This window comes from Streptosporangium sp. NPDC023963 (genome assembly GCF_040639135.1).
GTDB lineage: Bacteria > Actinomycetota > Actinomycetes > Streptosporangiales > Streptosporangiaceae > Streptosporangium.
The window spans coordinates 38,292-61,178 of the sequence record NZ_JBEZZK010000006.1 but is presented as its reverse complement, the minus strand read 5'-3'; the positions used below and the strand labels follow the sequence as shown (position 1 = coordinate 61,178).

Sequence of the window (22,887 nt, the reverse complement as noted above, 5' to 3'; positions counted from 1 at the left end):
TATGTCAGTGTCCGTAACGTTCGGCGACGACGACCTCACCGATCAGGCAGGGGAGACCGCCGGGCAGCTCGCCTCCGAGGGGGTCCCCCAGGCCCTGGCCTCCGGCGACTCCACGCTGTGGGGCCAGGAGGCCCAGGCCGAGGCGGCCGTCCGCCTCGGCTGGCTCAACCTCCCGGCGACGAGCAGGCAGCTGCTCCCCGAGATCGGCGCGCTGGTGGAGCGGGCCCGCGCCGAGGGCCTGGACCACGTGGTCCTGGCGGGCATGGGCGGCTCCTCCCTCGCCCCCGAGGTCATCACCGCCTCCGCCGACATGCCGTTGACCGTGCTCGACACCACCGACCCCGGCCAGGTGCGCCGCGCGCTGGAGGACCGGCTGGAGAGCACGATCCTGGTCGTCGCCAGCAAGAGCGGCGGCACGGTCGAGACCGACAGCCACCGGCGGATCTACGAGAAGGCCTTCCGCGACGCCGGGATCGACCCGGCGAGCAGGATCGTCGTCGTCACCGACCCCGGCTCGCCCCTGGAGCTCAGCGCTCGCGAGGCGGGCTACCAGGTGATCCTGGCCGACCCGAACGTGGGCGGCCGCTACAGCGCCCTGACGGCGTTCGGCCTGGTGCCCAGCGCGCTGGCGGGCGTCGACGTCGAGCGGCTGCTCGACGACGCGGCCGAGGTGGCGCCGCTGCTGTCGCGGACCGAGGGCAACCCCGGCCTCGACCTCGGCGCCGCCCTGGGCGCCGCCGCGGCGGCCGGTCGCGACAAGCTCGTGATCGAGGACAGCCTGTCGGAGATCAACGGCCTGCCCGACTGGATCGAGCAGCTGGTCGCCGAGTCCACCGGCAAGTCCGGCAAGGGCATCCTGCCCGTCGTGGGCGCCGACCCGGGTGACGCCGACGACGAGCTGCTCGCCGGGATCGACACCGACGCCACCGTGACCGTCGTCGGCCCGCTGGGCGCGCAGTTCCTCGTCTGGGAGTACGCCACGGCCGTCGCGGGCCGCGTCCTCGGCATCGACCCGTTCAACCAGCCGAACGTGGCCGAGTCCAAGGAGAACACCGCCAAGCTGCTGGACCGGGCCGAGCTGCCGGTCGGCACGCCGCTCCTGGTCGACGGCCCGGTGGAGGTGTACGGCGAGTTCCCCGGCTCCGAGGACGTCAAGGACCTGTCGGACGTGCTCACCCGGCTGCTGGAGTCGATCCCCGACCGCGGCTACCTCGCGGTGATGGCCTACCTCGACCGTGAGGCGGCCTTCGACGCCCCGTACCCCGAGGGCGCCTCGTTCGAGGAGATGACGGACGTGTGGAGCGGGGCCGATCCGGCCACGCTGCGCGGGATGCTCGCGATCCGCACCGAACGCCCGGTCACCTTCGGCTGGGGCCCCCGCTTCCTGCACTCCACCGGCCAGTACCACAAGGGCGGCCCGCAGAACGGGGTGTTCCTGCAGATCACCGGGGCCGTCGAGAACGACCTCGAGGTCCCCGGCAAGCCCTACACGCTGGGCCGCCTCCAGCTCGCCCAGGCACTGGGCGACCAGGGCGCGCTGGCCAGCCGCGGGCGTCCCACCGTACGGCTGCACCTGACCGACCGCGCCGCCGGAGTCGCGCGACTGCTCGCCGCCGCGCGGGAGGTCTGATGGGCCGCTGGAGGTTCGCATGAGCAAGGGGAACTCCCGGACGAGCGCCGAGGAGAACGTCACGACGGGCGCCCCCGCGGGCACGACGGACGCCGTCGCTGTCACGCCGGACGCCGCGACGGCGGGCACGCCGGGCGCCTCGACGGCGGGCACGCCGGAGAAGGTGACGCCCACGGCCACCACGGCCACCGCCGCCGCGACCGTCGGCATCACCGAGGCCCTGGTCGACGCCAACCCGCTGCGCGACCCGCGCGACAAGCGCCTGCCGCGCGTGGCGGGGCCGTGCGTGCTGGTGCTGTTCGGCGTGACCGGCGACCTGGCGCGCAAGAAGCTGCTGCCGGCGATCTACGACCTGGCGAACCGCGGGCTGCTGCCCCCGGGCTTCTCCCTGGTCGGCTTCGCCCGCCGCGACTGGAAGGACCAGGACTTCGCGCAGCTGGCGCACGACGCCGTCAAGGAGCACGCGCGGACGCCGTTCCGCGAGGAGGTCTGGAAGCAGCTGTCGGAGGGCATCTTCTTCTGCCGGGGCGAGTTCACCGACGACGGCGCGTTCGACGCGCTGTCGATGATGCTCAAGGAGATCGACCAGACCCGGGGCACCGGCGGCAACTACGGCTTCTACCTGTCGGTGCCGCCGAAGTTCTTCCCGGTCGTGGTCCAGCAGCTGAAGCGGACCGGCCTGGCCGACGGCCCCGCCGGATCCTGGCGCCGGGTGGTGATCGAGAAGCCCTTCGGGCACGACCTGCGGAGCGCCCAGGAGCTCAACGCGATCACCAGCGCGGTCTTCCCGGAGAGCTCGGTGTTCCGCATCGACCACTACCTGGGCAAGGAGACGGTCCAGAACATCCTGGCGCTGCGCTTCGCCAACAACCTGTTCGAGCCGATCTGGAACCGCAGTTACGTCGACCACGTGCAGATCACGATGGCCGAGGACATCGGCATCGGCGGCCGGGCGGGTTACTACGACGGCATCGGCGCGGCCCGCGACGTGATCCAGAACCACCTGCTGCAGCTGCTGGCCCTGGTCGGCATGGAGGATCCGACGTCGTTCGGGGCCGACTCGCTGCGCAGGGAGAAGGAGAAGGTCCTCAAGGCGCTGCGGCTGCCGTCGGACCTGTCGCTGGCCACCGCGCGCGGCCGCTACGGGTCCGGCTGGCAGGGCGGCGAGCCGGTCATCGGCTACACCCAGGAGGAGGGCATCCCGCCCGACTCGATCACCGAGACGTACGCCGCCATCAAGGTGGAGATCGCCAACCGGCGCTGGGCCGGGGTGCCGTTCTACCTGCGCACCGGCAAGCGGCTCGGCCGCCGGGTCACCGAGGTGGCCGTGGTGTTCCAGCGGGCGCCGCACCTGCCGTTCAGCAAAGACGACACCGAGATCCTGGGGCAGAACGCCCTGGTCATCCGGGTGCAGCCGGACGAGGGCATCACGGTGCGGTTCGGCTCCAAGGTGCCCGGCACCGCGATGGAGGTCAGGGACGTCTCGATGGACTTCGCCTACGGCGAGTCGTTCATGGAGTCCTCCCCCGAGGCCTACGAGCGGCTGCTGCTGGACGTGCTGATCGGCGACCCGCCGCTCTTCCCGCACCAGCGCGAGGTCGAGCTGTCGTGGAAGATCCTCGACCCGATCGAGGAGTTCTGGGGCACCCAGGGCCCGCCGGAGGAGTATCCCGCGGGCACGTGGGGGCCGGCCTCGGCCGACGAGATGATGGCCCGCGACGGGCGTTCCTGGAGGCGGCTGTAGATGACCAGTTTCATGCTCAGCGGTACGAACGCCTCGAAGATCTCCTCGCAGCTCACCCACCTGCGTCACCAGATGGGCACCCCGGCGGTCGGCATGGTGCTGACCCTGGTGGTGGTCTGCGGCGAGAGCGACCAGTACGACGCGGTCCGGGCCGCGACCGAGGCGGCCAGGGAGCACCCCTCCCGGATACTGGTCGTCATCCCCCGCGACTCGGAGGAGCCGAACCGGCTCGACGCCGAGATCCGGTTCGGTGAGTCGACCCCGGGCGAGGTGATCCTGCTCCGCCTGTACGGGGAGCTGACCAGGCACGCCGACTCGGTGGTCAGCCCGCTGCTGCTCACCGACACCCCGGTGGTGGCCTGGTGGCCCAGCGACTGTCCCGAGGTTCCGTCCAAGGATCCGATCGGCATGCTGGCCCAGCGCCGCATCATCGACGCGCGGTCGGCGGCCGACTCGGTCAAGGCGATCACCGACCGGGCCCGCGGTTACGTGCCCGGCGACACCGACCTGGCCTGGACCCGGCTGACGACGTGGCGGAGCCTGCTGGCCGCCGCGTTCGACCAGCCGGTGGGCAAGGTCAAGCGGGGCACCGTGGAGGCCGTGTCCGGCCATGCCAGCGCCCTGCTGCTGGCGGCCTGGCTCGGCGACCGCCTCGGCGCCTCCGTGAAGGTCTCCGAGTCCCCCGGGCCCGGCCTGACCGCGGTCAAGCTGGTCTCGGCCGAGGGTGACATCACCGTCGTCCGGAGCGACGGCCGCATGGCCACGCTGTCGCGTCCCGGCCAGCCGGACCGCAGGGTCGCCCTGACCCGGCGCCCGACGTCGGAGCTGCTCGCCGAGGAGCTGCGACGGCTGGACCCCGACGAGATCTACGCGGCCGCGATCAAGCGACTCGCCCAGACCAAGAAGTCCTGAGCCGCGAGTGCCCCGCGGCCACGGCCGCGGGGCACCTCCTTTCGAAAGAGAAGTCCCGTGAGCGTTCCCACCGTGATCACCCACCGCGACGCCGACATGCTCGCCAAGGCCGTCGCCGCCCGGGTGATCGTCCGAGCCGTCGACGCCCAGTCGGCCAAGGGCTCGGCCCATCTGGTCCTGACCGGCGGGACCGTCGGCATCGCCACCCTCGCCGAGATCGCCGCCTCCCCCGCCAGGGACGCCGTCGACTGGCGCAAGGTGGACATCTGGTGGGGTGACGAGCGTTTCCTGCCGAGCGGCGACGCCGAGCGCAACGAGACCGGTGCCCGCAAGGCCCTGCTCGACCACCTCGACCTCGACCCCGAGCGGGTCCACGTGATGCGCGGCCCCGACTCCGGCATGACCGCCGAGGAGTCGGCCGAGGCGTACGCCGAGGAGCTGCGCCGGGCGGCGCGCCCCGAGGACCACGGCCCGGCCCCGTCGTTCGACCTCATGATGCTGGGCATGGGCCCGGACGGCCACATCGCCTCGCTGTTCCCCGGCCTGCCCGCCCTGTACGACACCCGCCCGGTGGTGGCGGTGCACGGCTCGCCCAAGCCTCCGCCCATCCGCGTCTCGCTGACGCTGCCGGTCATCCAGGCCTCCCGCGAGGTGTGGGTGATCGCCGCCGGCGAGGAGAAGGCGGGAGCGGTACGGCTGGCACTGTCGGACTCGGGGACGATGCAGGTCCCGGCCGCCGGGGCCCGGGGCAGCCGGCGCACCCTCTTCCTCCTGGACAGGGCCGCGGCCTCCAAGATCCCTTCTTCCCTGAGCCGGATCTCTTCGCCTTGAGTCGTTGAAGACGTTCACAGGCCGCCTCCCCTGAGCGGGGAGCGGCAGGAATCCTCGCAAACGAGAAATCGTTTGCGAGGATTTTTCATATTAATAACCGTCTTATGATTGCGACCACGGCGGCATCCGTGGAGGGATCATGACCGGTCGGCGCTCCATCACGATTCTTCATGTTTCGGACATGCAGTTCGGAAAGGAGCATCGGTTCGGCGGGGAGGGCGTCACCGCAGGGGATCGTCGGCATTCCTCGCTGGCGGCGCGGCTGCTGGACGACATCACCTACCTCCAGGACGAGCACGGCGTGCGGCCCGATCTCGTGGTGGCCTCCGGCGACCTGGCCGAATGGGCTCTTCCCACCGAATTCAAAAAGGTGAGCGAGTTTCTCGCCGAGGTGGCGAAGGGCCTAAAACTCGGGAACGACCGGGTCGCGATGGTGCCGGGCAACCACGACGTCAGCTGGAAGAAGTGCCAGGCCTACTTCGACGATTGCGAAGGGGACGAAACCACCCCGACTCCCCCGTACTGGCCCAAATGGCAACCCTATTTCACGATGTTCAGCCAGTTCTATACGGGAATATCGGGCGTCGGGTTCCCCAAGGACCAGCCGTGGACCCTGTTCGAGATGCCGGAGCTGAACACGGTCGTCGCCGGGCTCAACTCGACCATGGCCGAGAGCCACCGGGACTCCGACCACTACGGCTTCTGCGGCGAGGAGCAGCTGCGCTGGTTCGCCGACCGGCTGCGCGCGTACGCCGGGCGGGGTTGGCTCAGGATCGGTGCGATGCACCACAACCCGGTGATCGTCGACCCGGAGGACGACGCCTTCCTCCGTGACCGGCACCAGTTCGGCGAGCTCGTCGCCCCGCACCTGAACCTGCTGCTGCACGGCCACACCCACGAGGGCCGTATCGACAGCTTCGGCGCCGACGCCCTCGCCGTCCTCTGCGCGGGCAGCACCGGGGTGCGCAAGGAGGCCCGTCCGGACGACGTGCCCAACCAGTACCAGCTCGTCAAGGTCACCCCCCGGAGCCTGAAGGTGTATGCCAGGCGCTACAACGCCTCCCGCTTTCGGTGGGAGGGCGACACGAGCATCGGGATCGGCCGTGACCAGGCGACGCGCCGGCTGAAGCGGTCCTTCGACGACTGCCGCGCCGCCTTTCCCTCCCTCGTCTCCCGGGACGACGACCACGACGAGGAGGAGGACCCCCGGGCCCGCCGCTCGCCGGACGCCCGCCGGGACGATTTGCTGACCCGGGTGCGCCGGGTCTGTCAGGTCCGCCACCCGGAGGCGGACGTGGAGGAGGTCAGGAGCGGCGACGGACGCTCCGGCTACCTGAGGGTTACGGTGCCGTCCGAGCCCCAGGTGTCGCTGTATCCGATCGGGGTATGCGACGGACCGCCGGATCACGAGGCCGTCGAGACGTTCCTGTCGGACGTGGACGCGCGATATCGCGCGGGAGATCCCCAGCTGACCTCGTACTTCGTCTACGACGGCGAGGCCGCCCCGGATGAGCTGAAACTCTGGTCGGGCATGCGGGGAGTGCGCCTCCAGCGGCTGATGGAGTTCCAGGGGATGTTCGACCTGCAGCCGTACGCGCGCAAGCAGGCCGAGCGACTGGCCGACAGCCAGGTCTACCCGTCCGAGCTTTATGTCCCGCAGCGGTTCGGCATCGTGGACGGCCGGGGAATGGGACGGCCCCAGGTCGACCTCCTGGAGCGGCTGAGGGAATGGATCGCCGAACACGACGGCCGGTTCGTCGTCGTGCTGGGCGACTTCGGCCACGGCAAGACCTTCCTGCTCCGCGAGCTCACGAGGCTTATCCACGAGGAGGGCGTGCCGCCGGTCATCCCGATTCTGATCCAGCTCAGAGACCTGGAGAAGGCCCATACCCTCGACGAGTTGCTGGCCGCCCATCTGACGGCGGGCGGCGAGGAGGTCATCGACCACCGCCTGCTGCGATATCTCATCCAGGAGGGACGGGTGCTGCTGCTCTTCGACGGCTTCGACGAGCTGGCGCTGCGTGTCACCTACGAACAGGCGGCCGAGCACCTGGGCAACCTGGTCCAGGCCGCACAGGGGCGGGCGAAGGTGGTGCTGACCAGCCGCACCCAGTACTTCCTCTCCGACCGGCACGTGGAGACCGCCCTGAGCAACAGGCTGGCCAACATGCCGGGCCGCAGGCTCATCAAGCTTCACGAATTCGACGACGGCCAGATCCTGGCCTTCCTCACCCGTCTCCTCGGCGGGGACGAGGCCGGGGCCCGGGCGCGGCTCGAACTGCTGCGCGACGTGCGGGACCTCCTCGGGCTGTCCAGGAACCCGCGCATGCTCAGCTTCATCTCCCGGCTCGACGAGGACCGGCTCCGCCAGATCCGGGACCAGGAAGGCGCGATCAGCGCCGCGGTGCTCTACCGGGAGCTGCTGGAACGCTGGCTGGAGTTCGAGTACGACCGCGCCCAGCCCAAGGGCGCGATGCCGTCCCTGTCGGTCAGGGATCGTTGGACGGCGGTGCAGGCACTCGCGCTGGAACTGTGGAACACCGGCCAGGAGACTCTCGACATCGACAAGCTGGGAACCGTCGCCGAGACACTGCAGAACCTCGCCGAACTCCAGCTCACCCCCGACCAGGCATCCCACATGATCGGGTCCGGCACCCTCCTGGTCCGCCCGGAGGCCGGGCGGTTCAAGTTCGTGCACCGCTCGGTGATGGAGTGGCTGGTCGCGGAACAGATCGCCAGGCAACTCAAGGAACGGGAGTGGAATCCGCCCGAGCTGCTGGTGCGAGCCCTCTCCGATCTGATGGCCGACTTCGTCGCGGAACTGGCAGGGAGATCCATCGTGATCGCCTGGGCACGCTCGTCGCTCGTGGCCGACATCGACACGACGACGGAGACCGCGAAGGGGAACGCCCTGACACTGCTGCGCCGCCTGAACGCGCCCTTGCAGACCGGGAACCGCGACCGGGCGTGCATCAGGCTCAGGGGAATGAACCTGCGCGGCACCGACCTCACCGGGGCCGATCTCCGCGAAGCGGATCTCCGCGACGCGGACCTGCGAGAAGCTCTTCTCGATGGCGCTGACCTCTCCGGCGCAGACCTGCGAGACGCCGTGCTGCGGGAAAGCTCGGGGAAGAAGGCGCGTCTCAACGGCGCCGACCTGCGCGACGCCGACTTCTCCCTTGCCCGGTTCTTCGAGGCCGACCTTACCGGCGCGCGCTTCGGGGGCTCACGATGGTTCCGGGCAGTCCTGCTGGGCGCGATCCTGCCTCCCGGCTGCCTCGACGACTGCGACACCCGCGGCGCAGCCCTTCCCTCGCATTTCATCGCATCTCACGAGCTGGCTCCGGCGCGCAACAGCCTGATCTATTCGGTGGCGTGGAGTCCCAATGGAAATGTTGTGGCCTTCGGTGGCAGCAGTCACAGGGCGTATCTCTGGGATACTGCCACCGGCTCCCTGATCCGTACCCTCGAAGGGCACACCGGCAGCGTCAACACCCTGGCGTGGGGCCCCGACGGCACGCGCCTCGCCACCGGCAGCAACGACGGAACCATCCGCATCTGGAACCCTGCCACCGGCACCTCGACCCGCACCCTCGAAGGCCACACCGACTGGATCCACTCCATCGCCTGGAGCCCCGACGGCACACACCTCGCCACCGGCGGCAACGACGGAACCATCCGCATCTGGAACCCTGCCACCGGCACCTCGACCCGCACCCTCGAAGGCCACACGATCGGCGTCAACACCCTGGCCTGGAGCCCCGACACCACCTACCTCGCCACCGGCGGCAACGACGGAACGGCCCGCATCTGGAACCCTGCCACCGGCGCCTCGACCCGCGCCCTCGAAGGCCACACCGGCTGGATCCACTCCATCGCCTGGAGCCCCGACGGCACACACCTGGCCACCGGCAGCAGTGATGGAACCATCCGCATCTGGAACCCTGCCACCGGCGCCTCGACCCGCACCCTCGAAGGCCACACCGACTGGATCCACTCCATCGCCTGGAGCCCCGACGGCACACACCTGGCCACCGGCGGCAACGACGGAACGGCCCGCATCTGGGACCTTGTCACCGGCGCCTCGACCCGCACCCTCGAAGGCCACACCGACTGGATCCGCACCATCGCCTGGAGCCCCGACGGCACACACCTGGCCACCGGCGGCAACGACGGAACCATCCGCATCTGGAACCCTGCCACCGGCACCTCGACCCGCACCCTCGAAGGCCACACGATCGGCGTCAACACCCTGGCCTGGAGCCCCGACGGCACACACCTCGCCACCGGCAGCAACGACGGAACCATCCGCATCTGGGATCCCGCCACCGGCGCCTCGACCCGCACCCTCGAAGGCCACACCGACTGGATCCGCACCATCGCCTGGAGCCCCGACGGCACACACCTCGCCACCGGCGGCAACGACGGAACCATCCGCATCTGGAACCCTGCCACCGGCGCCTCGACCCGCACCCTCGAAGGCCACACCGGCAATGTCAACACCCTGGCCTGGAGCCCCGACGGCACACACCTCGCCACCGGCAGCAAGGAGGGAACGACCCGCATCTGGGACCTTGTCACCGGCGCCTCGGCCCGCACCCTCGAAGGCCACACCGGCTGGATCCACTGCATCGCCTGGAGCCCCGACGGCACACACCTCGCCACCGGCAGCAAGGAGATCATCCGTATCTGGGACCCTGCCACCGGCGCCTCGACCCGCACCCTCGAAGGCCACACCGGCTGGATCCACTGCATCGCCTGGAGCCCCGACGGCACACACCTCGCCACCGGCAGCAACGAGATCATCCGTATCTGGGACCCTGCCACCGGCGCCTCGACCCGCACCCTCGAAGGCCACACCGGCAATGTCAACACCCTGGCCTGGAGTTCTGACGGCACACACCTGGCCACCGGCAGCAGCGATGGAACGGCCCGCATCTGGGATCCCGCCACCGGCGCCTTGATCCGCACCCTCGAAGGCCACACCGGCTGGATCCACTCCATCGCCTGGAGCCCCGACGGCACACACCTCGCCACCGGCAGCGGTGACGGAACCATCCGCCTCTGGAACCCCACCACCGGAGCTCACCTCGCCGCGTTGATCCCTCTGCCCGACGGATCCGCCGCCTTCGGGCCCGACGGTATGGCCTACAAGTTCAGCGGCACCCTCTCCGGCGTGTTCTGGTGGTCCGTCAACCTGTGCACCTTCACCCCCGAAGAACTCGCCCCATACGTCCCCGGCATACGCCGCGTACCGTACGGCTCTCCCCTGAGCGCCCTCCTCCCCAGCCCCGAAGGCAGGTGACCCCATGTCCGCCGCCGGCCACGCACCCTCCAGCGACCGGGGACCGGAGGAAAGAGACGTCTCCACACCGAGCAGGCGCCGTACGTCCAGGCAGCCCGATCTCGGAGTCAGGTCCTTCCCGCTGGTCTCGGCCGAGGAGTGGCGCGCGCCCGAGGAGGTCCTGCGCCGGATGTATCTCGAAGCCGAGGAGCGGGCCATCGAGGCGTACACCTGGTACATGCGCGACCGCGTCAGGAAGCGCGCCTCATCCAAGGTGCTGCGGGGGGCCGCGATCGTGCTGGCCGCCGCGGGCGGGCTCCAGCCGCTGGCCAGCGCGGCCGGGGCGGGGGGCGGTCTGGGGTGGGGCTACGTGCTGCTCGCCTCGGCCGGGGTCTGCGTCGCGTTCGACCACTTCCTCGGGCTGTCGTCCCGCTGGATGCGGGACATGGTGTGCGCGCAGGAGATCCAGTCGCGGTTGCACGACTTCCAGCTCGACTGGGCGGTGCTCAATGCGCGGGACGCACTCGATCAGGGGCCGATTCCGGTGGAGGAGTATCTCGAACTGCTCCGGACCTTCATCATCGACCTGTCAGCGATCATGACCAGGGAGACCGGCGAGTGGGTCACCGAGTTCCAGAGCGGCCTGGCCCAGCTCAACCTGCCCCCCGGCCAGAAGTGACCTTCCACCGCCTTACGTAATCACAATGTGCGGTCGAACGGCCACCATCATGATGGTTCGCGGCAGGAGCTCGCCGTACGACCACCGCATGACAGGGAGATGATGATGGCCGACGAGACGCATCGCATCGAGACGCGCGCGGACACGGCGGCCGAAGCACTCATCGTGCAGGCCGCACAGGCTTCGGGAGAGTCGATCTCCTCATTCGTCCTCCGCGCGGCCTGCGCGGAGGACCGCCGGGTGCTTGCCCGGCCCGATGCCACACTGATGCCCGCTGATCAGTTCGACGACCTGGTCGCCTCGCTCGACGAGCCGGACGAGGCGCCCGCTCTCCGTAAGGCCGCGCGGCGACGGCGCGCCTATCACGAGTCGTCCTGAACCAATGATCACGGCCCTCGAGGTCGTTACCGCAGGCGGTCAGGACGCTGTCGCTGGGAAGCGTGCGGCGACGGCGTCGATCTCGGCGTGGAGTTCCTTCTTGTCCGCCGGGTCCATCGACGAGGCCTCGACGGCGTTGCGGGCCAGGGTGACGAGGGTCTCGCGGCCCAGGCCCAGCCTGTCGGCGGCGACGCGATACTCGCGGCTCAGGGTGGTGGCGAACATGGGCGGGTCGTCGCTGTTGAGGGTGACGAACAGGCCCTCCTCGATCATGCGGGGCAGCGGGTGCTCCTCGACGCGGGCGACCTGGCCGGTGCAGACGTTGGAGGTCGGGCAGACCTCCAGGGGGATCTGGGTCTCGCGCAGGTGGGCGATGAGGCGGGGGTCGTCCACGCAGGAGGTGCCGTGGCCGATCCGCTCGGCGCCCAGGAGGTCGAGGGCCTCCCAGATGGTCTCGGGGCCGGTCATCTCCCCCGCGTGCGGCAGGCTGCGCAGTCCGGCGGCGGTGGCGGCGCGGAAGGCGTCCGCGAAGACGTCGCGATACTTCGGGCGTTCCTGCTCGATTCCGGCCAGTCCAAAACCTACCAACGCCTGGGGAGGTTCCTGCAGCGCGTGGTCCAGGGTGACCCGGGCCGCCTCGGCCCCGTACTCGCCGGGGATGTCGAACACGTACGCCATCCGCACCCCGTGCTCCTCGCGGGAGCGCCGGGCGGCCAGGTCGAGCGCCTCGGTGACCTCCCGCATCGGCATGCCGACGACGTGGTGGGCGTACGGCGTGACGGTCAGCTCGGCGTAGCGGCCGTTCTGCCCGGCGAGGTCGGCGGCCAGGCCGAGCACCAGGGTCGCCACGTCCTCCGGCTCGCGGACCAGGGCGTTGACCGCCTGGTAGATCCGGGCGAAGTGCGGGAAGTCGGTGAACCTGTAGAAGGCGCGCAGCTTCTCCTCGTCCGTGGGGACGCCCCCGTCGGGGTGGCGGCGGGCGAGCTCCAGCACGGTGGGGACCGAGGCGGAGCCGATCAGGTGGACGTGAAGCTCGACCTTGGGCAGGGCGTCGATGAAGGCGTCGATCGTCATGCGGGGACCCTACGCACGCCACCCCCGGACGCGAAAGCCATTTCCTATGAATCTAACTCTAAAATGTAAGCTTTTCCCGACAAGGGGATGGGAATTGCCGAGGGAGATGTCCTCCCGCTCACCGGCCGTCTGGCGCATAGTGGGGGCAGGCACCTCGACACCCCTCACGGAGGCTTCCCGTGTTCGAGCGCTTCACCGACCGTGCCCGCCGTGTCGTGGTCCTGGCGCAGGAGGAGGCCAGGCGGCTCAGCCACGGCCACATCGGCACCGAGCACATCCTGCTCGGGCTGATCCTCGAGGAGGACGGTGTCGCCGGCCGTGCGCTGCGGGCCTTCGGCATCGGCGGCGAGCGCGTCAGGAACGCCGTCGAGGAGATCATCGGCAGGGGCGACGAGAGTCCCGGCGGCCACATCCCGTTCACCCCGCGCGCCAAGAAGGTGCTCGAACTGTCCCTGCGCGAGGCGCTCGGCCTGCACCACACCTACATCGGCACCGAGCACATCCTGCTCGGGCTGCTCCGCGAGGGTGAGGGCGTGGCCGCCCAGGTGCTGACCGAGCAGGGAGCGCGCCTCGAGGCCGTACGCGCCCAGGTGATCACGCTGCTCGGGCGGCGCGGCCCCGAGCGCGCGGTGACGGCGGAGGAGGGCTTCCACGTCATGGGGGCGGCGTTCTCCGCCAGGCTGGAGCGCATCCAGGAGAGCCTGGACCGGATCGAGCGCAGGCTGGACGCCATCGAGACCTCCCGCGACACCGGCGACGCCTCCCGCGACGGCACCACCGCCGGCGGAGACGACGGCGACGCCGGTACGCCCCGGGACGATGGCGACGCCTCCGGCGCGCCCCGCGCCCCGGAGCCCCCGTCCCAGGAGGGGCGGGCCTCCTGAGGCGGGAACGCGGATGAATGCGGCCTCCCCGCTTCGGGACCCCTGAGCGATCTCGAAACGGGAAGGCCACGTGACGGGGTCAGCTCGGGGATGCCGTCGCCATCACGCCCACGGCCAGCCTGGCCTCCACCACGCCGGGGTCCTCGGTGTAGTTCAGGGTCGCGCCGAGCGAGACCAGGAGCCTGCGCATGCGCACGTTGTCGGACAGCAGGGTCGCCCTGACCTCGGCGAAGCCCAGGTCGCGGGCCTGGCGGACGAGCATCCCGGCCAGGGCGGTGCCCAGCCCCCTGCCCTGCCAGCGGTCCTCGACCAGGAACGCCATCTCGGCGATGCCCGGGTCCGGGGTGAACATCAGGTTGGCGAGGCCGACGACCTGGCCGTCGTGCCCGGCGACGATCGACTGGCCGTGGGTGCGGTCGCAGAGCCGGTCGAAGACCTTCGGCGGCAGCACCGGCATCGAGGTGAAGTAGCGGAACCTGCGGGCCTCCGGCGAGCAGCGGTCGTGCAGGTCGCGTACGGCCTCGCGGTAGAGCCGGGTGAGCGGGCGGACACTGACCTCGACGCCGTCGGAGAGCGTGATGTCGCGGTCGGTTCCGGACTGCTCGACGGGGGGCTGCGCGAGGCGGACGAAGGAGGCCGCGCGGGCGGCCTCGGTCAGGGTGAACGGCAGCTCGGCCCGGCGGATCCTGATCGCGCGGCGCGGGGCCACGGGCACGGTCAGCAGGGTCGGGTCCGGAAGATCGCTCATCTCAGCACCGTAGACCCAGCGGGAGTCGTCGGCGCGCAGCAGCTCCCCCAGCAACTCGGGCAGGCGCCAGGGCGTCATGCGCAGCCGGGAGGCGAGCAGGAGGACGCGGGTGGGCTCGTCGGTCAGCTCGTGGGCGGTGGCGGTGACGACCTGGACCCGGCGTCCGCCGGCGGCCTCCAGCGCCTCGCGCACCGCCTCGGCCCCGGCGGGGATGTCCGTGACGAACTCGTCGACCGTGCCGTCCGCGTCGGTCTGCACGCTCAGGCCCAGGATGTTGCCACCCTTGGCGGCGAGTGCGGCGGCCAGCGAGGCGAGCCGCCCCGGCCGCTCGTCAACGGTCGTACGAATCCTCAGAAACCCCATCAGAATGCTCCCTCTGTTGGGGGATAGCCTTTCCTGACACTGTTACGGGACTGCTACACATGAGTGAGCCCATCGTTACGTCTGGGAAGATCACTTGTTACGCGGCAGTACGGCGTTTCTGCAACGGTTTCCGTTGACAGGCACACCCAGATAGACGGATATAGCAGGATATGAGGCCATGAGCACGCGCGTTCCCCTGGCTGGGGACTTCGTCAACGGAGACGTCTCCTTCTGGTACCGCTCCCTCGGCATCCCCTCCCCCGGCGCCCCCCTCGCCGGAGACCTCGACGCCGACGTGGCCATCGTCGGCGCCGGCTACACCGGCCTGTGGACCGCCTACTACCTGAAGAAGGCGAGCCCCGGCCTGCGGATCGTCGTGCTGGAGAAGGAGTTCGCCGGGTACGGCGCCTCCGGGCGCAACGGCGGCTGGCTGGTCGGCGAGCTGGCAGGCACTCCCGAGCGCTACGCCAGGACGCACGGCCCGGACGCGGCCAGGCGGCTGCAGCGGGTGATGTTCGAGACCATCGACGAGGTCGTCGCCGTCGCCGAGGACGAGAAGATCGACGCCGACATCGTCAAGGGCGGCGTCACCACGGTCGCCACCAACACCGCCCAGGACCGGCGGCTGCACCAGCTGCTCGCCCACGAGCGCCACTGGGGCTGGACCGAGGAGGACGTGCGGCTGCTCGACCCCGCCGAGCGGGAGGAGCGCCTGCGGGTGGACGGCGCGGTCAGCGCGATCTGGAGCCCGCACTGCGCCAGGATCCAGCCCGCCAAGCTCGCCAGGGGCCTGGCCGAGACCGTGCGGAACCTCGGGGTGGACATCTTCGAACGCACCCCGGTCACCGAGATCGCCCCGCGCGAGGCCCGCACGCCGTACGGCACCGTCCGCGCCGAGTACGTCATCCGCGCCACCGAGGGCTTCACCGCCGAGCTGAGGCAGTACCACCGGACCTGGCTGCCGATGAACAGCTCGATGATCGTCACCGAGCCGCTGGGCGCGCTGTGGGACGAGATCGGCTGGGCGGGACACGAACTGCTCGGCGACATGGCGCACTACTACATGTACGCCCAGCGCACCGCCGACGGCCGGATCGCGTTCGGCGGGCGCGGCAAGCCCTACCTGTACGGATCCCGGGTGGACGACCGGGGCCACACCCACGGGTGGACGATCGAGGCGCTCTGGGAGCTGCTGACCGGGATGTTCCCCGCGCTCCGGGCCTCCCGGGTGGCGCACGCCTGGTCCGGGGTGCTCGGCGTGCCCCGCGACTGGTGCGCCACCGTGCACGTCGACCACACCACCGGCATCGGCTGGGCGGGCGGCTACACCGGCCACGGGGTGACCACGACCAACCTCGCCGGCCGTACCCTGCGCGACCTGATCCTGCGCGAGGACACCGAGCTGGCCTCCCTGCCCTGGGTGGACCGCAAGGTGCGAGGCTGGGAGGTGGAACCGCTGCGGTGGCTCGGCGTGCACACCATGTACGACCTCTACCGCCGGGCCGACGCCAGGGAGAAGGCGGGACTCGGCCGCACCTCGGTGCTGGCCCGCGTCGCCGACTCCATCACCGGACGCTGAACCGCCCCCGTCACCGGACGCCGAACCGACCCCCCTTACCGGACGCTGAACCGCCCCCGTCACCGCATGCTGAACCCACCCCCTTACCGGACGCTGAGACCACGGACGCCGAGGAGAGCCATGACCTGCCCGCCCGCCACCCGAGTGGGAACCGAGTGAACGACATCCTCTTCCGCGGCGGCCGGGTCTTCCTCGCCGCCGACGCCTTCGCCGAGGCGGTGCTGGTCCGGGACGGCCGGGTCGCCGCCGTGGGCGCGGAGTCCGACGTCGTACGACTGGCCTCCCCCGGCCACGAGACCGTCGACCTGGACGGCGGGCTGCTCACCCCCGGCTTCACCGACGCGCACCTCCACCCGGTGCAGGCGGGCCTGGAGCGGGCCAGGTGCGACCTGTCCGCGGTCTACGGCCTGCCGGAGTATCTGGAGCGGATCACCGCCTATGCCGCCTCCCACCCCGGCCACGCGTGGATCGACGGCGGCGGCTGGGACATGTCGGCCTTCCCCGGCGGCCTGCCGCACCGTTCCCAGCTCGACGTCGTCGACCGGCCGGTCTACCTGATCCAGCGCGACCACCACGCCGCCTGGGTGAACAGCCGGGCCCTGGAGCTGGCCGGGATCACCCGCGACACCCCCGACCCCGCCGACGGCAGGATCGAGCGCGACGCCGACGGCACGCCGAGCGGCGTGCTGCACGAGGGCGCGATGGACCTGGTCGGCCTGCTCACCCCGCGCCCCACCGCGGAGGACCTGCACGACGCGCTGATGGAGGCCCAGGACCACCTGTTCTCCCTCGGCGTCACCGGCTGGCAGGACGCCATCGTCGGTTCCTACGCGGGCTCCGACGACCAGCTGCCCACGTATATCTCGGCGGCGGCCTCCGGCGCGCTGCGGGCCCGCGTGGTGGGCGCGCTGTGGTGGGACCGGGCGCGCGGCGCCGAGCAGATCCCCGAGCTGCTGGAACGACGCCGCTCCGCCGAGGGCCTGGAGCGGTTCCGCGCCACCTCGGTGAAGATCATGCAGGACGGCATCGCCGAGAACTTCACCGCCGCGGTGATCGAGCCCTACTGCCGCTGCGGCGGCACCGGCCTGTCGTACGTGGACCCCTCTCTGCTGAAGGGGTACGTCGCCGAGCTGGACCGGCACGGCTTCCAGGTGCACTTCCACGCCATCGGCGAGCGGGCCGTCCGCGAGGCGCTGGACAGCTTCGAGGGGACCGACCCGGCCAACCGGCACCACATCGCGCACCTGCAGATCGTCGAGCCGTCCGACGTGCCGCGCTTCGCCGAACTCGGCGTGACCGCCAACCTGCAGCCGCTCTGGGCCACCCACCACGCCCAGATGGACGAGCTGACCCTCCCCTTCCTGGGTGAGGAGCGCTCCGCCTGGCAGTACCCGTTCGCCGACCTGCAACGTAACGGCACCCTGTTCTGCGCGGGCAGCGACTGGCCGGTCTCCGACGCCGACCCGATCCAGGGCATGCACGTGGCCGTCAACCGCACCGAACCCGGCGGCTCGGTGCACGCGGGCTACCCGACGGCGCAGACCCCGTTCCTGCCCGGCCAGAGCCTCACCCTGGCCACCGCGCTCACGGCCTACACCGCGGGCTCGGCCCGGATCAACCACGACGACGACGCGGGCACCATCGTCCCCGGCAACCGCGCCGACCTCGTCGTCCTGGACCGCGACCCCTTCACCGAACCGGCCGCCGACATCTGGCGCACCAGGGTCGCCATGACCTTCCTCGACGGCCAGGAGGTCTACCGCCGCTGACCGCTCACGCCCCGGCGGCCCGCATCAGGCGTTCGACATCGCGCCAGAACTTGTCGAAGGAGGGCGCGTTCTTGCGCGCCTGCGCCATGTCGAAGATCGCGGTCAGGGCCGCCTGATCGGCCGTCGGGCGGTAGGAGGTGCCGTCGGTCTTGCGGGCCGAGAGCCACCCCTTCGCATCGCGGGGCCCCTCGGGATCTACGGGTGATTCGAGGGGGTTCGCCAACCCCCTCTGGCCCGCGAGCGACGGGGCGGCGGCGAGGAACCACGCCTCGAACTCCCGGTTGGCGAGGACCATCGAGATCTCCCGGTCACCACGAGCCCGCCGGGCCCGCTCCAGGAGCGCCGGACCGGTAGTCGCGGGACAGTCGTCATCGGCGTCGATCAGCAGCAGGATCCCGCCTCGCCCGTCGACCTGGTAGGAGGCCTGGAGCACGGCGCTCTCGATCCCTCCCGGAGCGACGAGCTTGGAGCGCGGAACCCGGCGGGGCGTCGGGATCCGTACCGTCCAGACCGAGAGTTCCTCCGCGATCCTGCGGAGCAGGACGGGAAGCGCGGCGACCTCTCCCTCCCCCTCGACGACAGCGGCGATGGTGACCGCCTCGGTCATTCGGCCTCCCCGGTGCCGGGCCTGAGCTGGTTGCCGCGCATCAACTCCCCGATGGTGGCCCGCCGGTCGTCGACGAGGCGACGGCTCACGTCGTCGATCTCACCGATCGTCGTGAGCCCGTCCGTCATGGTCACGACGCGTACGGACGCCGGATCGAAGTCGTCGCGATCGAGCAGGTCCGCGCTCTGCGTGGTGACCACCACCTGGACGTGCTCGCTCGCCTCGCTCAACGCGTCGAACAGCACCCCGGCGGCCGCCGGGTGCAGAGACGTCTCCGGTTCCTCGATTCCCAGCAGGGTCGCCTCGCCTTCGAGTACGGCGGGCTGGAACAGCGCGGCCAGCAGCCCCGCCGCGCGCAGCGTCCCTTCGGACATGGCCTCGGGACCGAACACCCGCTCTCGATCCGCGTGACGGGTAAGGAGCTCGACGGTGGAATAGGTGTCCAGAAGCCGCTGATCGACGCTGACGGTCCCGGGAACGATGGCTCCCATGTAGTCGTCGACCCGTGCCTTGAACGCCGGATACCGCTGCGCGAGGACCCCGAGTACCGATCCCAGCCGCCTTCCGGCGTCATCCAGCGTGGCCCCGGCGGACCTGGACTGAACCTGCCGCATCAGGCCCGCGTCCAGGTGGTAGAAGAGCATGCGGCGCAGGCCGCGGTAGACCTCACTGAAAACACCTCGGGTGGCGGCCAGCGGGAGATAGAGCCGGTCCGGCTCGATGCCACCGTCACCTGTCTGGTTGAAGAAACCATGGGTCATGACAAAACTGACTTCTTCGAAACTCGACCGCGGTTGGATGCCGCGGACGAAGCACTGCTCTCCAAGCACCAGAAGCGGGCGATGACCCGCGGGGTCCCTGCCGATGGTGAAGCTGTACGTGACCGACAACGGCTCCTCGTCCGGCTGGACGACGAACTCCAGCAGGACGCCGAAACCCTTCTGGCCCCGCCGGCTCACCTCGTCCAGGCCGCCGCGTCTCATCAGGGCGTCGGCGGGTGTCGTCTCCAGCGCGTCCACCACGAACCTGAGCACGTCGAGAAAGTTGCTCTTACCCGCCGCATTGGGACCGAGCAGGACCAGGAGGGGGGTGAAGGTGACATCGCACGACGCGATGCTCTTGTAGTTCTCCACCTTCACGCGTCGCAGAAACGGTACGGCCTGCCCCATCACACCCCCGCCATGTCGATCCGTCCTGTGGCGGCGGCCGTGACCGGCGCCTACCCGCGTTCCACCAGGAAACCGGCGCCACCACGATAGCGGTTCGACCGGTCCCTAGATCGGAAAGGCGGTCCGGTCCCAAAGGCCCCGGGTTCCCGGGAGTTTCCCGCCCGGCCAGAGCCTCACCCCGGCCACCGCGCTGACGGCCTACACCGCGGGCTCGGCCCGGATCAACCACGACGACGACGCGGGCACCATCGTCCCCGGCAACCGCGCCGACCTCGTCGTCCTGGACCGCGCCCCCTTCACCGAACCCGCCGCCGACATCTGGCGCACTAAGGTCGCCATGACCTTCCTCGACGGCCAGGAGGTCTACCGGCGCTGACCGAGGGGCACCCGGAACCGTACGGGCAGCCGGTCGAAGCAGATGTGGCGGCCGTTCTCGTAGAAGCGGCGGGGTTCGCCGAAGAGCTCGTAGCCGGGGTGGCGGGCCAGCTCGCGCAGGACCACGAGGAACTCGGTGCGCGCGAGCTGGGCCCCGATGCAGAAGTGCACGCCCGTCCCGAAACCGAGGTGGCGTACGAGGCCCCGGTCGAGCCGGAACCGCTCCGGGTCGGGAAACTCGGCGGGGTCGCGGTTGGCGGCCCCGGCGAGCAGGATGACCCGCGATCCCCGGGGAATGACGACGCCGCCGACCTCGACGTCCCGGGTGGTGAACCGGGTGCCGTGGTCGACCGGCGTCCAGAGCCGCAGCGTCTCCTCGACGGCGGCGGGCATCAGCTCGGGCCGCTTGCGCAGCCGGTCCTGCAGGCCGGGTTCGCGGGCCAGCTGCCACAGCAGGTGCGACAGGGCGTTCATCGAGGTCTCGTGACCGGCGACGGCGAAGCCGACCATCATGACGTGCAGTTCCTCGTCGGTGACGGGCCTGCCGTCGATCGTCTCGCGGACCAGCGTGGACAGGTAGTCGTCGCCCGGTTGTTCCCTGGCCCGGCGGATCTCCTCCTGGAACAGCTCCGCGAACTGCGGCCAGAAGCCCTCCGCGCTCTCGTCGCTCGGCATGCGCGCCCAGGTGTTGCTGGTCAGGTCGCGGATGCGGCGCTGCGCCGCGTCGGTGAAGCCGACCGCGAGCGACACCACGGCGAGCGGCAGCGGCACCGCGAGCTCGGCGACGAGGTCACCGCAGCCCCGCGCGACGATCGGCTCGACCAGGTCCGCGACCAGACGGCGCAGTTCCGGTTCGAGCTGTCGCGACCGCGCCGGGGTGAACGGGGGTTTCATCAGGGTGCGGAACGCGGTCTGCCGGGGCGGGTCGTACTCCAGAGGCGCGAAGGGCGGTGTGCCGGCGGCGCGGGGGAAGAAGACCCCCGACGCCGAGCTGAAGGTCTCGTGGTCGCGCAGCGCCGCCTCCACGTCGCGGTAGTGCGACAGGATCCACACGCCGCCGTACGCGCGGGAGAAGGCGACCCGCGACCGGTTGCGGATGCCGCGGTGGACCAGGCAGGCCAGGTCCGGGTCGAAGCGCGGATGGTGGTGGTCGAAATCGGAGATCAGCTGCTCGACGACGTCCTCTTCCCGCTCCGCCTTCACTGCCGCTCCCTCTGCTCGAAGATCGTTGGATGCCGGGGACGGGAACCACGAGTCCCGCGCGGGTGCCCCCGGACGCCGGCGGCGACGCGGGGACGGCTCATCGCGCGTCCCACGGGGGAGCCCCGGGGTGCAGGTGGCCGAAGGGGTGGACGTCGGCGGGGTCGTAGGTCTCGTCCACGATCCACTTGACCATCCTGCGCAGCGGCTCGATGGCGTCCTGCGGCAGCTCGGGCCGCACGCGGGTGGCGTAGCCGAGGGACACCAGCCGCTGGGCGCCGTAGAGCGGCACGACGTCGCGCAGCTCCCGCTTGAGCGCCTCGGGATAGACGCCCACGGTCTGCGTGTAGGCGTTCATGCCGCGCACCGCGTCCCAGGCCGAGTCGACGGGCACCACGTTGACCACCCGGCCCGACAGCGAGGGATGGAACTCCACCGGCTCGGGCAGCCGCGAGACGATGACCGCGCCCTCGTCGCGGCGCCCGCCGATCACGTCGTACCAGTCGGCGCTCGCCCGGATCGCGAGCAGGTCGGCGCGCAGCCCCGGGTCGAACCGCCTGGCCGCCGTGCTGACCTGCTCGGGGAGCCGGAGGATCTCCTCGTACAGCAACCTGCCCCAGCGGGCGGCCCGGTCGACGTCGGTGACCGCGTAGACGACGCGGGCGTTGAAGCAGCCGAGCTGGTTGAGCGCGCCGACGTCCACCGCCGCCAGCCGGGCGGTCTCGGCCATCCGCCCGTCGTCGGCGAACGCCTCGGGGCCGATGACGGTGGCGCTCAGCTTCGGGTCGAGGGAGATCAGCTCCAGGCCCGGCCTGACGTAGCCGGTGACGTGCCGGATGGAGGCCAGCCCGCCCCAGGCCACGATCTTCTCGACGTGGGCCGGCTGGTAGAGCCGCCGCTCGAACGCCTCGGAGCCGCCCTTCCAGTAGACGACCGCGAGATGGCGGGTGAGCGGGTGGCCGGGGGCCATCTCGGCCATGGTCCGCGCGATCGCGAGCGCGGTCAGCGGATCGTTCGACGGCGTCTTGACGATGGCGTCGCCACGGGTGACGGCGTTGCGGATCACGGTGAGCGCGGCGATGATCGGGCTGTTTCCGGCGATGACGTGCACGGTCCGCGCGCCGAGGGCGCGGACCGCCGCGCGGCCCCCGTCCGCGGTGGCCACCTCGTGCCACCCGTCCAGGTGCCCGGCCCCGACGGTCCGCTCCACCACCGCCCGCACCGCGTCCGGGCGGAACAGGCCGGGAAGCTGCTCGTACGACGCGGCGAGCAGCGGCGGGGTCATGTCCGACCACGTGGCCGACCGTTCGAGGGCCTCCCTCAGCAACGCGTTGCGCGACAGCGCGAGACGCGGCCCGAGCTCGGCGAGGAAGCCGACGATGTCGTCGACGCGCAGCGCGTTCAGGTCCCGCATGCGCGCCGGGTCGCCCAGCGGCAGCCGGTCGAGCAGGCCCATCGGGTCGGGGGCGAGGAAGGACGCCTCCGGTCCCCGGCCGGTGAAGGGGACCAGGCCGGTGTCGACCGTCTCGCCCCTGATGAAGGCCGGGATCGTCAGCTCGGCTCCCGCGGCCTCCTGCCGTCCCCGGTCGTCCCCGGCCCGCGCGTCCCGCCGCACCGGGTCGTTCCCGGCGAGGGTCTTGTCCCATCTCGAGTTCATGCCG

Annotated in this window: 16 protein-coding genes and 1 pseudogene; 11 read left to right on the top strand and 6 right to left on the bottom strand. The window is 70.9% G+C overall.

Annotated features, from left to right (window positions below; translation table 11 throughout):
• The first annotated feature begins 1 nt into the window (after position 1).
• The 7 genes from AB0F88_RS20100 to AB0F88_RS20070 all read left to right on the top strand — a co-directional run bounded on the left by AB0F88_RS20100 (position 2) and on the right by AB0F88_RS20070 (position 11,458).
• On the top strand, positions 2 to 1,630 hold the full coding sequence (locus tag AB0F88_RS20100) for a glucose-6-phosphate isomerase (RefSeq protein ID WP_362685748.1): 1,629 nt from the start codon (positions 2 to 4) through the stop codon (positions 1,628 to 1,630).
• 19 nt (positions 1,631 to 1,649) lie between these two features.
• Positions 1,650 to 3,374 carry a glucose-6-phosphate dehydrogenase gene (gene zwf, locus AB0F88_RS20095; protein ID WP_362685745.1) on the top strand — a complete coding sequence of 575 codons (1,725 nt, stop codon included), beginning with the start codon at positions 1,650 to 1,652 and terminating at the stop codon, positions 3,372 to 3,374.
• Positions 3,375 to 4,286 carry a glucose-6-phosphate dehydrogenase assembly protein OpcA gene (locus AB0F88_RS20090; RefSeq protein ID WP_362685742.1) on the top strand — a complete coding sequence of 304 codons (912 nt, stop codon included), beginning with the start codon at positions 3,375 to 3,377 and terminating at the stop codon, positions 4,284 to 4,286. It begins immediately after the preceding gene.
• A gap of 57 nt (positions 4,287 to 4,343) precedes the next feature.
• Entirely contained in the window at positions 4,344 to 5,117 is a 774-nt protein-coding gene (gene pgl / locus AB0F88_RS20085; protein WP_362685739.1) for a 6-phosphogluconolactonase, read from the top strand.
• Positions 5,118 to 5,256: 139 nt separating this feature from the next.
• Entirely contained in the window at positions 5,257 to 10,422 is a 5,166-nt protein-coding gene (locus tag AB0F88_RS20080; protein WP_362685736.1) for a pentapeptide repeat-containing protein, read from the top strand.
• Positions 10,423 to 10,426: 4 nt separating this feature from the next.
• Complete coding sequence (locus tag AB0F88_RS20075; protein WP_362685733.1) at positions 10,427 to 11,080, top strand: SLATT domain-containing protein; 654 nt, start codon at positions 10,427 to 10,429, stop codon at positions 11,078 to 11,080.
• 105 nt (positions 11,081 to 11,185) lie between these two features.
• The gene (locus AB0F88_RS20070) at positions 11,186 to 11,458 is read left to right on the top strand and encodes a DUF1778 domain-containing protein (RefSeq protein WP_362685730.1); all 273 of its coding nucleotides are present in this window, start codon (positions 11,186 to 11,188) and stop codon (positions 11,456 to 11,458) included.
• A gap of 39 nt (positions 11,459 to 11,497) precedes the next feature.
• Here AB0F88_RS20070 and add read toward each other — a convergent pair whose 3' ends face one another.
• The gene (gene add, locus AB0F88_RS20065) at positions 11,498 to 12,532 is read right to left on the bottom strand and encodes an adenosine deaminase (protein WP_362685727.1); all 1,035 of its coding nucleotides are present in this window, start codon (positions 12,530 to 12,532) and stop codon (positions 11,498 to 11,500) included.
• Positions 12,533 to 12,711: 179 nt separating this feature from the next.
• Between add and AB0F88_RS20060 the strand changes: the two are divergent.
• Positions 12,712 to 13,155, top strand: a pseudogene (locus AB0F88_RS20060) (Clp protease N-terminal domain-containing protein); the annotation flags it as partial.
• Positions 13,156 to 13,495: 340 nt separating this feature from the next.
• Here AB0F88_RS20060 and AB0F88_RS20055 read toward each other — a convergent pair.
• Positions 13,496 to 14,527 (bottom strand): GNAT family N-acetyltransferase, encoded by a 1,032-nt coding sequence (locus AB0F88_RS20055; protein ID WP_362685724.1) that lies wholly within the window; start codon positions 14,525 to 14,527, stop codon positions 13,496 to 13,498.
• A gap of 178 nt (positions 14,528 to 14,705) precedes the next feature.
• Here AB0F88_RS20055 and AB0F88_RS20050 point away from each other — a divergent pair, with 178 nt between their 5' ends.
• Both AB0F88_RS20050 and AB0F88_RS20045 read left to right on the top strand, forming a co-directional pair.
• On the top strand, positions 14,706 to 16,106 hold the full coding sequence (locus tag AB0F88_RS20050) for an FAD-binding oxidoreductase (protein WP_362685721.1): 1,401 nt from the start codon (positions 14,706 to 14,708) through the stop codon (positions 16,104 to 16,106).
• Positions 16,107 to 16,261: 155 nt separating this feature from the next.
• Positions 16,262 to 17,875 carry an amidohydrolase gene (locus AB0F88_RS20045; RefSeq protein WP_362685718.1) on the top strand — a complete coding sequence of 538 codons (1,614 nt, stop codon included), beginning with the start codon at positions 16,262 to 16,264 and terminating at the stop codon, positions 17,873 to 17,875.
• 4 nt (positions 17,876 to 17,879) lie between these two features.
• On the opposite strand, the gene AB0F88_RS20040 is transcribed toward AB0F88_RS20045, so the two are convergent.
• Entirely contained in the window at positions 17,880 to 18,482 is a 603-nt protein-coding gene (locus tag AB0F88_RS20040) for a DUF4276 family protein (RefSeq protein WP_362685715.1), read from the bottom strand.
• Entirely contained in the window at positions 18,479 to 19,621 is a 1,143-nt protein-coding gene (locus tag AB0F88_RS20035) for an AAA family ATPase (protein WP_362685712.1), read from the bottom strand. Before AB0F88_RS20035 ends, AB0F88_RS20040 begins: the two co-directional genes overlap by 4 nt.
• A gap of 139 nt (positions 19,622 to 19,760) precedes the next feature.
• Here AB0F88_RS20035 and AB0F88_RS20030 point away from each other — a divergent pair, with 139 nt between their 5' ends.
• A complete protein-coding gene (locus AB0F88_RS20030) occupies positions 19,761 to 20,027 on the top strand; it encodes an amidohydrolase family protein (RefSeq protein WP_362686709.1) in 267 nt (88 codons plus the stop codon).
• Here AB0F88_RS20030 and AB0F88_RS20025 read toward each other — a convergent pair.
• Together AB0F88_RS20025 and AB0F88_RS20020 are read right to left on the bottom strand one after the other, a co-directional pair.
• Positions 20,015 to 21,229, bottom strand: coding sequence for a cytochrome P450 (locus tag AB0F88_RS20025; RefSeq protein WP_362685709.1), 1,215 nt, complete (start codon positions 21,227 to 21,229; stop codon positions 20,015 to 20,017). The genes AB0F88_RS20030 and AB0F88_RS20025 overlap by 13 nt on opposite strands.
• A gap of 97 nt (positions 21,230 to 21,326) precedes the next feature.
• Positions 21,327 to 22,883, bottom strand: a complete 1,557-nt coding sequence (locus tag AB0F88_RS20020) for an acyl-CoA reductase (protein WP_362685706.1) — start codon at positions 22,881 to 22,883, stop codon at positions 21,327 to 21,329.
• Positions 22,884 to 22,887 lie beyond the last annotated feature (4 nt).